Here is a 15,373-nt window from a genome sequence, read left to right on the forward strand (position 1 = left end):
TTAATTCGTTATTAGAAGAAGTCATCGGTAAATGCCAAATCAATGGTGACCTTATAGCGTTGCATCTCGATATTCAGGTCTTTGTCTTTCAGTACCAGGAAGTAATCTTTCTTACGGTCAAAATCAGTGCCAGACAATGACAGTCTGACCTGTTTGACCCGATCGGCAACAGAGTCGGTAGTGCTATCAAAAGTCAAAGTTTCTTCACTGGAAACTTTAAGATCCCCATCATAAATGGCAATGGATAAAGTCACTGGCATGACCAGCTCACTGACAGCTTCGGTTTGCATCAAATCAAACTTCTGGATGTTATTGACCATCTTCAGCGTGGATTTGGTAGAAATGACCTCAACTTTACGCTTGGTCCGCTGTCCAGCCTTTTCACCACGTAGCTGTTTTACCATCAGTACCGGTACCACAATTTCCTGAGGCATGATGCCGCCATGCACGAAACGTGAGCCTCCTACGAAATGGAAACGGTTCGCCCCTTTTGGAATCCAGAAATCAGTCGCAGATAATGTGCCTGCCGTAGCTTGGGTTGAGCCTTTCCAGGCTTCCTTGCTCTCTGGTAAACCATGCCCAATCACATAGCGTTTTTTGCTCTTCAATGTATTGGCAGGTTTTTCAGTCAAGCTTGAACGATCCGCAGATTCCAGTTTACTTTGCTGGAACAGGAAGCCATGGTCGGCTGTAATCAACAGGGTAGAAATATTGAAGTGCATTAAGATTTTGCGGCTGAGTTCGGTCAGCTCTTCAATAGCATGTTCTACCGCCATAAAGGTTTCTGATTCTGTCGAGGCACTGTCACCGCGTGCATCAATCACGTTGTGATAAACGTAAATCAGCTCATGATCTTTCAGCGCTTCACGGCCTTCATCACGCGACCAGCCTTTTACCATTTCAGCGGTTACTGCCAATCCATTATAGGCAGCCAGAATTTTGGATCGTGCTGCAGTCCCTTTGCTGGACTGCCCATCTACTAAAACATCATCACCTGCGGCCTCTTTGTACTCCAAAGTCTGATGCGGCAACAACGAGGCCATGCCAAGTGTGGTGTAACTTGGGACAACGCCCAGCTGTGAAGACAAGGTCGCTTCAGAATAACGCTTTTCATTGATACGATCACGCAGCTCTACCGCAGCTTCATAACGGAAAGCATCACTGATAATCACCACAATACGGCGTTTCGTTGCGGAACTGAGTAAGGGTCTAACGTGAGTATCGTAGAAGTTCTGCTGATTTGGGATATCTGCCATTTTCCAGACATTCAAGCGTTGCTCAGCTTCAATCCGCTCGCCCCAGTTGCGTGCCAAGTGGTCAATAAACCAGTAGGAATAGCAATTTTCCACTTCTTCATCGAGTTTTTTCAGGATATCGACATGAGCGCGTTGAGAAGCAGCACTGTAGTGGCGATAGGCCATATCAAAGCGATACAACTCCTGCTCGTAGGCTTTATACAAAGCTTCACTGGAGTCGAAATAGAAACCGGCATCAAACTGCTGTCGCAGGCTAAACAGCTCAATGGCTGCCTGCAACGCTGTATAGACAGTACGATATTTACGGCGTGTTGCATCATCCTTATGTTTGGAAGCCCAATAACCATCCAGACGGGTAGAAATAATCGTTCTGAAATGTTCCAGTTCAGCTTTGGTTGCTGCAGGGATATGACTGGCCAAATCAACAATGATCTTTTGTTCAATCACTTCAAAGGTCATGACATCCAGCAGCTGCCCCAGATCAAAGGCCCCGACCCTCTCCTGGATCCGCAGTGCATTCGCCACGGTCTGGGAAAGCGTATCGAAGGTTGGGTAGTATTTAGAACTGTCTCTCCAGCGCGACAAAAAGGCTCTAGCCGTCGCACGGGAGCTGACGGATGACATCACCAGTTCTTGAGCCCATAGCGGTATATCGCCCAGGCTTTCACAGAAACCTGTAGTCATCAAACGGATAAAGAACGTACCGAGCTTGAATGGTGCTTCCCCATTCAATTCTTCAACCGATGCTGGATAACCAATTTCCGCCTGTAATGCGGTGACCAAAGCTGGCACCAGTTGGAATTTTTCCAGTTCAGCAAAGGAGTCTGGATTGACTTCCAGAGCCAGGTTCTGCTGTACCATTTCATCTGCCAGTGCCAGAACGATATGCATGAGTTCGGCACTGTCGGCCTTGACCACAGCTGCAATCATGGCCATATCCAGATTCTGTTCATCTGCATCAGGCTGGGTATAACGTTTTAATGCGCTCAGACGGGCTTTGGCTTTGAGGAACTCTTCACGTTTGGCCAGATGTTCTCTTAAACTTTGTTGCTGTAGCCCAAGCTCATTGAAAATAATCGAGAAACGATCGGCATAGAAGATGCGTGAATAGAGCTTGATGTCCAGTAACCAGTCTTTTTCAGTTTCAGGCTCAGGACTTGGAAAATACAGCAAGTATTTGCCCTGCTGATCCTCAAGTTCCAGTTTAAGCTTAATCGCAAGGCTGGATTCTTCTGCCATATTCAGAATATGAACATCATTCAGTTTTAACGCCTTTACTTCTTCGCTAAAGGACTGTTCCGCATCGTACCAGAAGACAATCCGGTGCTGTTCAATATAAAAGGCTTGTTCCAGACCTTGTTGTAGTTGACTTAAATTCATGCAACGACCTCATCAAGGTCTAGTACCGGAGAAAAAGCATTCATCATTTCTCCCCCGTAATCGCTTTGACTTCAGCCAACAAGTCCCCAAACTTGCCATAATTGACTTTCACCCCATCATCCAGATCTAACGTAATACGCTGATCGGCATAATGACGCAGCTTTTCTTCAAAAGTACTGAGTTCAGCCTGTTGCTTATGCAAGTCTTGCAGTTTTTTCTCGATGCGTTTGATTTCAGCCGCAGAGTCACTGCTTTCTTTTGCTGTTTCCAGAGAATTAGCATAGGCGGACATTTTGGAAATCAGTGGCATAACATATTCGGTACGCATACGCGCCAAGGTGCTTTCGTTATAACGATGCAAATACACCAACGCCTGGAAAGCCCCCTGTTTACCACTGCTGAATAGCCAGTAGATCGGGCGCTTTTTATAGGTCTGCATGTGATCTTTATAGAACTTGCTGGCGAGGTAACGGCGAATGGTGTCTTCAGCCGTTTCACTGGCTTTTTTATCTAAGCTTTCTGCGAGCCACTGCATATTGGCATCCAGTGTCTCTTTCCCCCAAACGGCAGTTAAGAACTCTCGAATACGGTGCGTTGCATCATCTTCAAACCAGTGCATTTCGGTCAATGGAATAATACCGTCAGCATCTGCCGGGAATGTTTGATAACGGCTAGCATCAAAGTCTTGATTACCTGCATGGGCATAGATCAGACCTGGTTCATCCAGACTATAACGCCCCATCATGCAGCCAAGTGCATAAGAGACTAAACGCTGGCTGTCTTTTTCACGGTCGGCACGAGTTAAAGTGATCTGTTCATCTGGTACGTCTGGTGTAAGTTCATCCTGTAAACCATAAGCATCAATAAACAGCTTATTGTTTTCTTCTTCCAAGCGTTTCATTTCAGCCACGGCGTCAGTATTTTGCTGTTGCCATGTGTTAAACGCTAGTTCTAAGTTTGGCTGTTGGCTACGAATAATGGGGTTTTGGGTAAAGTCCCATGAGGTTTCGTAGGAGTCCCAATCATATTTAGATAATTGAACACAAACCTTAATATTTTCTTCATTAGCTGCTTGTACATCAAATGGAAGTTTATTTATTTCGCCAACTCCAAAATGTAAGGTAGGATTCATAAGATTCATATAGTAGAAAACAACTTTTGAATTTAATAAACCTAATGTTGTTATTAAATTATTTGAAAAAACCATAGAACCTGTATTTTCAAATATAAAGCCTTCATCTACTAATCTTGCACAAAAAAAAGAACTCGAAATATCTGTCCAGGTTACGCCAGCTTTAAAATAATATGATGGATTTCGAATGGTAGAATTACGCTGCTGTTTAATTGCAAATCCATTTTTTTCCCAATTAATAATATGATTTCTGTTTCCATACCATTTTCTTGCAGTACCACCATCATTATGTGGGAACCATTTATTTAAATTAATTTGATTATTTTTGGCTACAAAATTGATCTTAGTATGATTGACTTCATACCACTCTCTTACAAACCTAGGTTTATCTCCGCTTGTTAGTCCACTTTTAGCATTAGCTATATCCGCTAATGCTGGCATTTTCTCAAAATTATCACGTATAGAATTACCTACCCAATATGCTATAGGACTACATGGTATTTTTTGGAAATCTTCTTGAATGGTTGTATCAAAGCGATTTAAATTATTTTTTAATAGGTATTGTTTTTCCTCATGATTTTTATCTACTAATCTGAAGAAAGCCGGCTTTACACCCCCTATATGTTTTTTTTGACCTACGAATGCTACAGTCTGTACAACTTCGCCTGATATCTCTGGAAAAGCTCGGGCTCCCAAATGAGCCATAGTCCAAATTGAATGATTTAGAAGTAATTTTTCCCGCATGTTTTGATATGATGTTAAAAACATCCATCCCTGCATTGTTACCATACTACTAGCACCAGATTCTTTACAAAAATCGAAACCACGTTCTATAAACATGGCAAAGAGGTCTGATTTACTATCAGGATAGTAATCTTTAGCGAATTCTTTTAAGTTTGTAATTGTATTCGCACCCATATACGGCGGGTTAGCGATTACAGCATCATATTTTTTCGCTAAAAGTTTTGCTTGTATAACCAAAGGCAATAATTTTTTAGCAGCGGCTTTCTGTAAGGTATCGCCCTCAATAACCAAGCCTTCTAAGGTATTTTGCAAATCGATAAAATCTTGTTCTGGGCTATCCATACAAATTAAAGAACCAAAAGTTGAGGCTTCTTTAAACTTAGCTAAAACTTCCTGAATCAGCTTAAAACGTTCGTCATTTTCAGGACTGCTTAAATCCTTTTGATCATTGCCAAACAGATCGACATGACTGCCTTTTTGCCATGCTTGGTTTAAGTTGAGATCTTTCCAGATTTGATCTGCATCTAAATCCTGACTGTCTTGTAGCGCAATAATATTCAGCTTCGGTGGATTGCTAAATAAACGGCGGTCATCCTCACGCGCTTTCATCAATAGCGCAAAACTGGCTAACTGCGCGGCACGGGTATCAATATCAATCCCGTACAGGTTGTTTTCCAGAATCAAACGTGGAATATCACGACTGCGGTAACCACGTTCCAAATAAATCGCTTTTAAGCAATCGTAGGCTTCCACCAGAATATGCCCCGAACCACAGGCCGGATCCAGTACCGTAATGCTTTCAGGGTTTAAGCTATCGCCATCTTCACTGATCCGTACATCAATCAGCTGTTTTAACTGTGCATTGACTTCATCGCTTTGCTCAGCCGGCTGAATATAGTATTCCCACCCACTGGCAAGCATACTTTCTGGCTGTGCCATCATCCATAGACGACCAACACTGTTCTGTACCAGGTATTTCACAATCCAGTTTGGGGTGAATAATTGTGTCGCGGCAGGGATATCTTCACTTTTGACAACTTTACCAATCACCTGGTCTTTCTTTTCAGAAATATAGAACTGATACAGCCAGCCAATAATCTGCACATCCGACCAGTCTTCTTCTGGAATACTGCTGACCAGATCACGGATCAACGAATCGGTTTTGGTCAGGTTATCCGGTAATAACAGTTCTGACTCATCAGACACCTGTTCGAACAGGAGTGGCATCACCTGATTCAACGCATGACACTGCGCCAGTAACAATTCACGATAGAGTTCTTCGTCTTTATTGCCATCCAGCTTGAGTTCAGCCACACGGCTGGCATCTAAACCCGGTAGCTCAATGTCCAGACATTCTTCCAGAATCTGCGGCAAGCCTGCACTACCATCGGCACTGCTCAGCACACGGCGACCATGATCCAGTAAGCCTTTGCATTCCATGTAGCGAATGGCACAGAGACGGTTAAACCAGCTATAAGCGATATAATCAATCGTCTGCTCAAAACTGCTGGTTTGAATGCGCTTGATCAGCTTCTCACGTGGTTTCATGACTGATAGCGGAAAAACCTGATCGCCAATCAGCAGCAAGTCCCCTTTCTGTTCTGCCGGTAAAATGCGGTCTGCGGTGATGCCATATTTAGCGGCTTGCTTGCGCATCGCTGCGATAAAATCATTTCGTGCTTGCGGTGCGTATTTTTTAATATTACTGGTATTCATCTTTAAACCTTTAATTAATGACTGATGCCGATATCCCTAACCCGAGTTAGCGGATACGCACACGCTTTTTATCACTCACGATTTTTTTCAGTTCAGCTTTGAGTGCGTCTACAAACTGATCCACTGATTCTTCTGTTTCCAGATAGACACTACTTGAGCTTTTGCTGTAAATGCTGGCGACATCAACTTCGACAACAGGTTTCGGTGGCACTACGGCTGTCACAGACTGTACCGGACTCGCAGCAGGTGTTGATGTAACTGGGCTGGCTGTAGTTGCTGAACTCGCCACACTCTCGGCTTTGCTCTGAGCCAGTTGTGCCGCTTTGGCCTGACGCTGGATTTCCGCCTGAACTTCGCTTTCCAACTCATACAAGGCTTCATCAAAACGCTCGACGCTGGTTTGAGTTTGCAACATATAGATGGTGGACAGGCTAGTTTCCACTTCAATATCCGTTTTCAGCAGTTGTAGTGGGCGTAATAGCTTGTTACTCAGCTCAGCGGTGGCAATACCACTGTTTTTAATCTCGGCTTCTAACTGTTTGATCTTGTCATCAATGTGTTCTATCGCCTGATTGCGCTTCTCAGTCAACAATTGCTCATTGACGCTTTCCACTGTACGAACCAAATCAGCCACTTTATTTAACAGACCATAGGGCGATTCAAGGGTGGAAATGCGATGTAATTCAGAGAGGGCTTTTTTTGCCACCTCATCACTGCCCAGCGCCTGTTTGTTTTTCTCAAAATGACGTAAGGCCTGTTGCAGTTGTTGCCAGCTTGGCATCTGGTTGCTGAAGAATTCATGAATATCACGATAATCTTCTTCCAGATCCAGATAGTCGTCCTTGTTCTCGACCACGGCCTTAAAGAAATCGAAGCTGTCGCTATTCGCCAGCAGACGTTCCAAAGTCAGAATAGACTTTTCAATCACTTTCTTACCCGGGAACTGCCCAACATCAGTTTTACTCTTATACGACTTAAAGTTGGCTAACCAAGTCTTAAGATGCTGCAAATAGAATTCAAATAGCTCTTTCTCAGTCGCTGGTCCCATCGCCGAGAACAGTTCTTGGGTGAGTTGGCGTGCCTGTTTCAATACCTGATCATCAGTCTGGCGTTTTTTAATGATCGACACATCACGGCGACGGCGGCTGTTTTGTAAAGGCTCAAAGGCATCTTTTAACTGTAAGCTGCCGCCATTTAACTGTAGTGAAATCCGCCCCATCGCAGCCAGCTGACCCACCAACAGTAAAATCTCGGCATCTGGCCAGCCATAAGGACGTTTGGCAAAACGATCCACCACATCTGACACCAGAATACGCTCTGTACCGGTGGCCCGTAGTGCAATGTACTGCTCCACTTCCTGTAGGGCTTTGGGATTGCTCTGACCGCCATCCAGAGACAATCCGAGCTGCGCCATATCATCCACAGTCAAGACGGCGTTCAGTTCACGCCAGGCATCCTGCTGATAGACCTGCAGATAGCTCAGTTTGGTATAAGTGTTTTCCAGCAAATAACGACAAGCCTCATCCAGCTTGGTGGTTGGACTTGAAGATGAAAGTTGTAGATGTTGACCCAAGGCATAACTTTCCGCGTCCAGCAACATTTCTTCGACCCGGACACGCAGGCGTTTTTTACGCTCCTGGTTCTCACGGCCACGGTCTGCCAGGATACGGGTGATATCGGACTGAGTGCCATCATCATTTAACCGAATAAATTTATTGGTTTTCAGCCAGGTGCGCAGTTCATTAAAGAACTGTTTATCGTCTGCCAGTTTAAACAGGACTTGTCCTTCGGCCTGAGTACTTTTACCAATACAGTAAGCTTCAGTATAGAGGTTGTATTCCGTATCCAGCGGAGAAATGATTTCAACTTTCAAATCGCTCTCATACTTGCCATCCAGGCTATGACCATCCAGAAAACGACCAATCTGATAGTCCATCTTGTTGGCTTGATGGCGGTATTTGTTCTGATCGCGCAGTAAATCTTTAAAGATCAGGTTGGCTAACTCTTTATTTTCTTCTGAAGCCGCTAAGTCTGTGGCTTTAATTTTTCGGGTAATATCCCGCTCTTCATTGGTTAGGAACAGGAACTCATCACCATTCCTAGTAATCAGGCTCTCTTTTTCCAGACGCTGCAGGCTCTCTTCAATCCGCTTGCGCAATGCCAGCTTATCTTCATCAATTTTCTCAATCGACAAAGTCACCAGGTTATCCAGCGTACCTTTGATGATATCGACATAGCGGATCATGAACAGGGTACGCAGCATCTGCACATCAAAACCATCCAGGGTCTTATTCTGCCCTGCCTGGTCGATGGTACGCTTCACTGCTGTATCCAGAAATCCTTCCACTGAAGTATAGAAGCGGTGGAAAGGAACCAGGGCACCGACTTCATCTGTAGCAATCGCATTCGCGGCCATCTGGAACGCATCCAACATGGACCGTTCACCATAGGCCAGGTGTGCACCGGTCGCACCGACCTTACGGATTTCTTCAAATACTTTTTGTACCAGCTGAAAATGGTACGGCGCAAAAGGATAGTTATGGATAAAGCTGTCTGGCCCCTCATAGTTCTTTAGGGTTGGGCCTGAACGGTCAAAGGTAATCTGATTTTTTAAGATATCGCCCTTTTGCTCAAACACTGATCTGAGCAATGCTTCTGCTTCTGGGGTTTTACGTAATAAACGTTTCTGGATGACTTCATCGGTATTGGAACTGGACAGTGATAACCGGGTTTTAAAACGACCAGCAATCTTGGAGAAGTCATTGGCTTTGGAAGAAGACATCTCACCTAAAACAGCATCGATGTCTGCCTGTGAGGTGACGATAATCCAAGCGCGGCCTTTACAGATCGTACCCAGGTTTTCAGTAATGGTTTGCAATGTCAGCATCAAGCGGGTATCGCTGCCAATAAACTGCCCCACTTCATCGACCAAGAACAACATGCGTTGCTGGGGTCCTTTGCTGTCCAGGTATTCTTTCACCCACTGACAGAAGTTTTCAACCGAAACACTAAAGGTCTGCTCAGAATCCTCAAACCACTTGTGTGCAGCTTCTGCTGATAGATTCAGTGCCTGAGAAATCGCAGTTTCGACATCATCCTGATAGAACTGATATCCGTCACGTTCTTCTAGCCAAGACATGCCGCTGGATTCCTCAAACGCCTGTTTAAAGCGTTCATACACCCCTTTCTGGCTCAGGTGACGTTCCATATGGGCAATATGTGGATGGTCAGCACTAAAACCCTGATACTCGTTAAACACACGTAAAAACACATTCAGGATCGGATTGCCATCGTCATTGGAACTGGCTTTACTGTCAATGTTAAACAGGATGACATCGGCATGATGGCTAACGGCCTTGCCAATATCGGCACGGATAAATGCATCGCGGATTTTAGTTTCATCAAAGAATTCTGCGGCGCTACGCTCGTTACCTTGCGCATCACGTACCACTTTATTGGCCAGAATATACGACAAGGTTTTCAGGAAATGTGATTTACCTGAACCAAAGAAGCCTGAAATCCATACGCCGACACGGTTGGCAATCGAAGGATCGCTCAGGTCTGTGCCATAAGACTGGAAAAAGTCCCGAAAATGCTTTTCCAGTTCATTGGTGACCACATACTCATCGAGTTCCTGATAAACCGTAGTATTGTCATTCTGGTCTGCTTTTACGACCCCGTTAATCGCACGATCTAATGGCTTATAAAAAAGTTCTTTAATGTTCATCTCAATCCATTCCCCCGAATTCTTATTTCTATTTGCCGTGTTAAGGCACTAATCTGAATGCTCTGTAGTAATTATTGCTTGGAATTTTTCCAAATAAACTCATCGCTTGACCGTCGTAATAACCTGGGTAAAACAGCACCACTGGCTTATGCCCCAGTAACGAATGCAAACTGTTCAATAAGTGATGGGCACGTAACAGTGGCCAAACCGACCCTACCCCAGTCATCAACACAATATCTTGTGCATTGGTGGCATATTTACTCACCAGATAGGGCGCGAACTTATCCATATGCAGTGGGCCTTTCAGCGCTTTGAGCAGCGCCTCATCGCCTTTGGCTTTTTGCATTTGAATGGCTTTATCGATGAAGTTACGCTCAGACAGATAATCCACCACGGCTTGCAGCAGGTTGATATTCACCACCTTCAGCTGACTGTGTTTTTTCTCCAGCATCCCGTCTAGAAAATGCAGATATTCGCGCACCTTCAACTCATCTTCAGGTGCATAATCAAAAATCCAGAAGCCAATTTCATTGCCCAATCCTTGTCCAGTGAGAAACTCGGTTGAAAGTATTCGCTCTGGAATCTGGTTCAGACGCTCATGTATTGTTTGACTCATTGCTGCCCCTCTACAACTAACGCGTCCATACCGACACTTCCATAGATCTTTTAATGCGTTGTTTATAATGTTCTTCCAACAGGCTACGCAGCTCTGCTCTGACGATCACGCGCTGCAACTCCAGCTTACGGGTACTTTTTAAATAACCGGCTTCTGCCAGCATGCGAAACACCACCTGCCCCATTTTTTTCTTGCTGGACTCTTTCCAATCACAGATATCCGGATCACGTTGTGAGCGTTCATCCAAAAAATCTGACCAGATATAACTGTCCAAGTATTGCGCCTGGGAGATATAGGCATCCCTCATCACCGTTTCCATAAACTCAAGCAGCAACAGGTTGCGTTCCAGTGCCCCACAAAAAGCCACCTGAGTCGCCAGCTCATCATCCCCATCCCGCAAAGCTTTCCAGAAATCAGGCTCTAAGCGCTCAAGACGCTTACGAATGGCAGTGGCGTTACGTTGGGCTGAAGCAGGCGTTCTTTTTTGCAGAATATTGTCAATCTGAATGGCCTGATGCCATTGTTCTGGAGTCGCTTCTCGTAATAACAGATCCGCGATCAGCCGGCTTTCACGCACCATCAGGGAACCGCCAATCAGGTCACTGTCATAATGAAATTGTTCTAACATAGCCAATCTCCTATGACGCCTGATCAAACAGGTAAGACGACAGCTTTTCGATATCTGAGCGTTGTAGTACCAAGGGATATTTCAAGGCATCATCCGCCTCAGCCAGCGTGATCGCGGCCTGATATCGCTGCAAAGTATAGTGAGCCAGGGCTTTTTTCACCGGAATCTGTAATCTGCCATCAGGCATGCCGAAGTCTTTTTCGACCAGCGCTTGTTGTGATGAGTTCAATTTTGGATTAGGGATCAGCGTCAGTACAATTTCTTCATGCCATTGCTGATCCTGAGCAGGGCCTACTGACTCAATCGCCATCACAACAGGTGTGCGATCAATTCTGGAGAGTAAAAAGTCCTTAAACTGCTTGCTCTGATGGCAATAGGCACGGACATGCCAGCGAAAACCGGTATACACCAGGGTGTGTGGGGAAATGATGCGTTCATGCCACTGCGGATTCTGCATCGAGGCATAAATCATTTTTAAAGTACTTTGGTTGCGGCAGGCACGCAAAACTTCCCGAATCACTTCAGGACGTACACTGCGATCAGGTAATTGAACTGCTGTAAGATTCGGTTCTGGCATCGCAATAAGGGCATGCGATTCACTGACCAAGCCCGAGAGCATATTGAGATATTCATTGATATGCGCTGTAGTCAGTACAGGCTGGAAGCTGGCCTTAGGCACATAACCCTTGACGGAGGGGTCATGAATCAAGGCATCGGGGTTATACAGCGTATTGTAACGCTTGATATCCGCAGAAGCCTGCTGTCGACTGAGCCCAAACCAGCTCATCAAACGATTGGTAACCAAACGACCTTCCCAGTAAGCAAGCAACTCGATGGCTCGCATTCGAAGAAGCACTTCATGCTTATCTGTCGTCATATACCAATCAGTCAATAAATAGCAGCTTTAAGATTACCCTACAGCAAATATACAGTAAATATTTTTGACGGTATTTAAAGGTAGTATTGCAATCATCAGATAAAAAATATACTAGTATCCTGATGATAGCCGTCAAAGTACGATCTCTAGCAGATCATGGATCCTGGTATAGCGCGTGAATTGAGCTAAGTTTTAGAATGAGAGAAATATGGGTTTTAGATTTCGTAAAAGTATTAAATTATTCCCGGGTTTTAAAATTAATCTGACCCATAAAGGCATCAGCAGTGCCAGCATTGGCAAACCTGGTGCTTCTCTAAATATTGGGAAAAAAGGTACGCGAACCAGTGTCGGCATTCCAGGTACGGGACTATCTTACTCTAAACACCAACCTTACTCTAAAAAGACCCGTGTTCCACAACCGACATCGCTAGAACACACGGAATATAATCCTCAGAATTTAGAACAACCGAAGGCAAAGATATGGCCTTGGATTATTTTTGGAATATTGTGTTTTATGGTGGGTGCCGTCATTTTTTAGCAAGAACCGCATTGTATTTTAATCAAAAAAAAAATGCCCAGATGGATGAATGGGCAAACTAAGGAATTAATATCCTTCAGAAACTCCAGCGCAATTCTCGCTACTTTCAGTAAGCGACTCTGGCTCAATCATGATAGTCTGACTCAATCGAGTCGAGGTAAATCGATCCATCACAATTGGAGCAGAAATTATGCTTGATCACACTCTTGGTTAATGCTGAAAAGTCTTTGAGTTTTAATTAATAAATAATAGTATCCATGTCTACCCTCAACTTTACTTATTTTCAGATAGCAACCAATCGAGAGCACTCATTTTTACAATACCATTATAATTCGCTTCAGTCCCTATCGTGTCTAATGTAAGCAAATACTTGGGATACGAATCAGAAATTTTCTGTAATGGACGTAACTCTCGGCTGAGTGTCTCCTCATTGAGCGTTTCTAATGCCACCTGATAATAAGTTAAATTCTGTAAAGTATCGACAGCAACAAAATCAATTTCATATTCATCAACCCGCCCTACATAGACCGTATAACCTCGTCTGACAAGCTCAAGATAAATCACATTTTCTAAGATATGACCTTGATCAGCATTAGCATCAGGCAACATAATCCGGCGCAATCCGACATCAACTAAATAGTATTTTTCAGAGGATTGTAATAACTCACGCCCGCGTACTTTAAATTGTGCGGCACTATAAAATAACAAACTGTCCTGTAAGCCCTGAATATAGCGTTTTACTGTTTCAAATGAAATTTTAACCCCACTTGAAACAAAGGTATTTTTAATTTTATTGATGGAAATAGCTGAGCCTGTCACGCTTGCCAAATATCTTGTGACACGCTCGAGAGAGTTAATATCGGCAGTATTCAAACGTGGAATAACATCTTTAAACATTACACTGGCATAGACCGCTTGCAAGTAATCATAAGTTTCCTGCTGGCTAGTCATGGCAAGCGTATAAGGGAAACTACTGCGCGTATACATGGCATACAAATCACGATTTGATAATTGTTGGATGATCGGATTATTTTCAATATGCCACTGTTTAAATTCTTGGAATGAAAGGGGTAAAACATGTTGCTCTATATAGCGTCCTGTAAGTAAAGTCGCAAGTTCTCCACTTAGAAAGAATGCATTTGAGCCTGTAATATATAAATCGATATAATCCCGAACATATAAAGAGTCGACTACTTTCTCAAAATTTGTAACATGTTGAATTTCATCTAAAAAAACATAGTTTTTTTTACTTTTATCAACTTTGGATAATACATAATCATGTAGTTTACGGTAATCGGTGAGTTCTTCAAATTCCATAAATTCGAAGTTGATGGCAATGATGTTTTCGGCTTGTACGCCCTGTGCTTTTAGGTCTTGTTGAAACATCGCCAATAAGGTGGATTTTCCAGAGCGACGTACACCCGAAAGCACTTTAATGACATCACGGTCTTGCCATGTATTCAGAAATTTTAAGTAGCCATCACGTCGAATATTAGCGCTTCTCATTATTTACACTTAGAATCTAAAGTTTTAATAAATTCTATCAAATTTTAGAATGTATATGTAAATATATTTAGTTTTAAGAAAAGTTTAAAGGTTAAGTGAAACATTCAAAGCTGCTGTAGAAGCATGTAAACATGCAGATCTGATCAAAATCCAAATTCTGTCTTTTTGATTATTTTCCATGTCATGTTATGTCATTTATGCTACGAGTTAACTGCTATATAAATTAAGTGAAAAGTAAATGGAACTAAGTTGTTAACTAGAGTGGAACTCATTTTTGTTGTGCTGATGGTCTCAGCCTTAATCCTAATTGCTTATGAAATGCTAAAAGGTTTATTTTAGAGCATCTATACAATTTTTGATCAAAAAAAGCCCACAGAGGGAATCTATGGGCGAAACTAAGGACCTTGACGGTCATTCAGAAACTACAGCTAGTTTCTGGTTGTGATTCTGGACTGAATTAAAAATAACCATATTGGCTGAATGTATCAAAAGTTAAATCATGTGATTAATCATTGATACTTCTGCAAAAATGAGCTCATCGCTCTGTTGATTAATACAGTAATTCACCAAACAAATCCGCTCTAATCTCTTCCAGGCTCAGATCTGATTTCATCCTATTACAGATGGGATGAACCAGCAGACCATTCTCTAGAACACCTTGCCCACCTACGGCTTTGGCAATCCGATGATCCGATTCAGTAGAATCAAGATAGATCAATCCATCACAAATGAGGCAAAAGTTATGATTACCCACCAGAAAATTGTGCTTAAGCAGACTCTTGGTTAATGCCGAAAAGGCCTTGGGCTTTGACCGAGAAATTGGACTAATCGACTCCACATATCCCACTCTATTGTAAACAAGACATTTTTATCTTTTATATTCAATGGCTTATTTTCCTGCTAATTGGTAATACCATGAAAAATACCATGCTCAGAAAAGGCTTAACAATATTTTGAAAAATTGCCTACTGAGCGCTGCCGCACAGCTCCATAGGCCGCTTTCCTGGCTTTGCTTCCAGATGTATGCTATTCTGCTCCTGCAGCTAATGGATCACCGCAAACAGGTTACTCGCCTGGGGATTCCCTTTCGACCCGAGCATCCGTATGAGACTCATGCTCGATTATTATTATTATAGAAGCCCCCATGAATAAATCGCTCATCATTTTCGGCATCGTCAACATAACCTCGGACAGTTTCTCCGATGGAGGCCGGTATCTGGCGCCAGACGCAGCCATTGCGCAGGCGCGTAAGC

General features: G+C 43.4%; 9 protein-coding genes and 2 pseudogenes. 3 read left to right on the forward strand and 8 right to left on the reverse strand.

The genetic code is table 11. The features are described 5' to 3' along the window. Window positions 1–11: 11 nt before the first annotated feature. From pglZ to FTV11_RS15290, 6 genes are read right to left on the reverse strand one after another with little or no spacing between them, the layout of a single operon-like run. Window positions 12–2,636, reverse strand: coding sequence for a BREX-1 system phosphatase PglZ type A (gene pglZ / locus FTV11_RS15265; protein WP_180004191.1), 2,625 nt, complete (start codon window positions 2,634–2,636; stop codon window positions 12–14). Between the two features lie 43 nt (window positions 2,637–2,679). After that, complete coding sequence (gene pglX / locus FTV11_RS15270; RefSeq protein ID WP_180004193.1) at window positions 2,680–6,228, reverse strand: BREX-1 system adenine-specific DNA-methyltransferase PglX; 3,549 nt, start codon at window positions 6,226–6,228, stop codon at window positions 2,680–2,682. Between the two features lie 46 nt (window positions 6,229–6,274). Continuing rightward, window positions 6,275–9,955 (reverse strand): BREX system P-loop protein BrxC, encoded by a 3,681-nt coding sequence (brxC, locus tag FTV11_RS15275; RefSeq protein ID WP_180004195.1) that lies wholly within the window; start codon window positions 9,953–9,955, stop codon window positions 6,275–6,277. 40 nt (window positions 9,956–9,995) lie between these two features. Beyond that, complete coding sequence (locus tag FTV11_RS15280) at window positions 9,996–10,571, reverse strand: DUF1788 domain-containing protein (RefSeq protein WP_086355031.1); 576 nt, start codon at window positions 10,569–10,571, stop codon at window positions 9,996–9,998. 16 nt (window positions 10,572–10,587) lie between these two features. After that, window positions 10,588–11,199 (reverse strand): DUF1819 family protein, encoded by a 612-nt coding sequence (locus tag FTV11_RS15285; protein WP_121523422.1) that lies wholly within the window; start codon window positions 11,197–11,199, stop codon window positions 10,588–10,590. Window positions 11,200–11,209: 10 nt separating this feature from the next. Further along, entirely contained in the window at window positions 11,210–11,986 is a 777-nt protein-coding gene (locus FTV11_RS15290) for a YafY family protein (protein ID WP_257223270.1), read from the reverse strand. Here FTV11_RS15290 and FTV11_RS17220 point away from each other — a divergent pair. Then, entirely contained in the window at window positions 11,900–12,094 is a 195-nt protein-coding gene (locus FTV11_RS17220; protein WP_227554859.1) for a hypothetical protein, read from the forward strand. The genes FTV11_RS15290 and FTV11_RS17220 overlap by 87 nt on opposite strands. A 190-nt stretch (window positions 12,095–12,284) precedes the next feature. Then, window positions 12,285–12,614: a DUF4236 domain-containing protein gene (locus FTV11_RS15295; protein ID WP_005403805.1), complete on the forward strand. Its 330-nt coding sequence runs from the start codon at window positions 12,285–12,287 to the stop codon at window positions 12,612–12,614. A 273-nt stretch (window positions 12,615–12,887) separates the two neighbouring features. Here the strand turns inward: FTV11_RS15295 and FTV11_RS15300 are convergent, their stop codons facing one another. Then, the gene (locus tag FTV11_RS15300; RefSeq protein WP_160255372.1) at window positions 12,888–14,120 is read right to left on the reverse strand and encodes an ATP-binding protein; all 1,233 of its coding nucleotides are present in this window, start codon (window positions 14,118–14,120) and stop codon (window positions 12,888–12,890) included. Between the two features lie 550 nt (window positions 14,121–14,670). After that, window positions 14,671–14,982, reverse strand: a pseudogene (locus FTV11_RS15305) (HNH endonuclease signature motif containing protein); the annotation flags it as partial. A 282-nt stretch (window positions 14,983–15,264) separates the two neighbouring features. On the opposite strand from FTV11_RS15305, the pseudogene FTV11_RS15310 reads away from it, so the two are divergent. After that, a pseudogene (locus FTV11_RS15310) lies at window positions 15,265–15,373 on the forward strand (dihydropteroate synthase); the annotation flags it as partial.

Origin of the sequence: Acinetobacter sp. YH12231, from assembly GCF_013417755.1 — a bacterium.
In the GTDB taxonomy this organism is placed as follows: domain Bacteria; phylum Pseudomonadota; class Gammaproteobacteria; order Pseudomonadales; family Moraxellaceae; genus Acinetobacter; species Acinetobacter amyesii.

Bases quoted from the DNA above. Each gene is read 5' to 3' on its own strand.
- pglZ (WP_180004191.1), bottom strand. From the start codon at position 2,636: ATGAATTTAAGTCAACTACAACAAGGTCTGGAACAAGCCTTTTATATT.
- pglX (WP_180004193.1), bottom strand. From the start codon at position 6,228: ATGAATACCAGTAATATTAAAAAATACGCACCGCAAGCACGAAATGAT.
- brxC (WP_180004195.1), bottom strand. From the start codon at position 9,955: ATGAACATTAAAGAACTTTTTTATAAGCCATTAGATCGTGCGATTAAC.
- FTV11_RS15280 (WP_086355031.1), bottom strand. From the start codon at position 10,571: ATGAGTCAAACAATACATGAGCGTCTGAACCAGATTCCAGAGCGAATA.
- FTV11_RS15285 (WP_121523422.1), bottom strand. From the start codon at position 11,199: ATGTTAGAACAATTTCATTATGACAGTGACCTGATTGGCGGTTCCCTG.
- FTV11_RS17220 (WP_227554859.1), top strand. From the start codon at position 11,900: ATGAATCAAGGCATCGGGGTTATACAGCGTATTGTAACGCTTGATATC.
- FTV11_RS15290 (WP_257223270.1), bottom strand. From the start codon at position 11,986: ATGAGCTGGTTTGGGCTCAGTCGACAGCAGGCTTCTGCGGATATCAAG.
- FTV11_RS15295 (WP_005403805.1), top strand. From the start codon at position 12,285: ATGGGTTTTAGATTTCGTAAAAGTATTAAATTATTCCCGGGTTTTAAA.
- FTV11_RS15300 (WP_160255372.1), bottom strand. From the start codon at position 14,120: ATGAGAAGCGCTAATATTCGACGTGATGGCTACTTAAAATTTCTGAAT.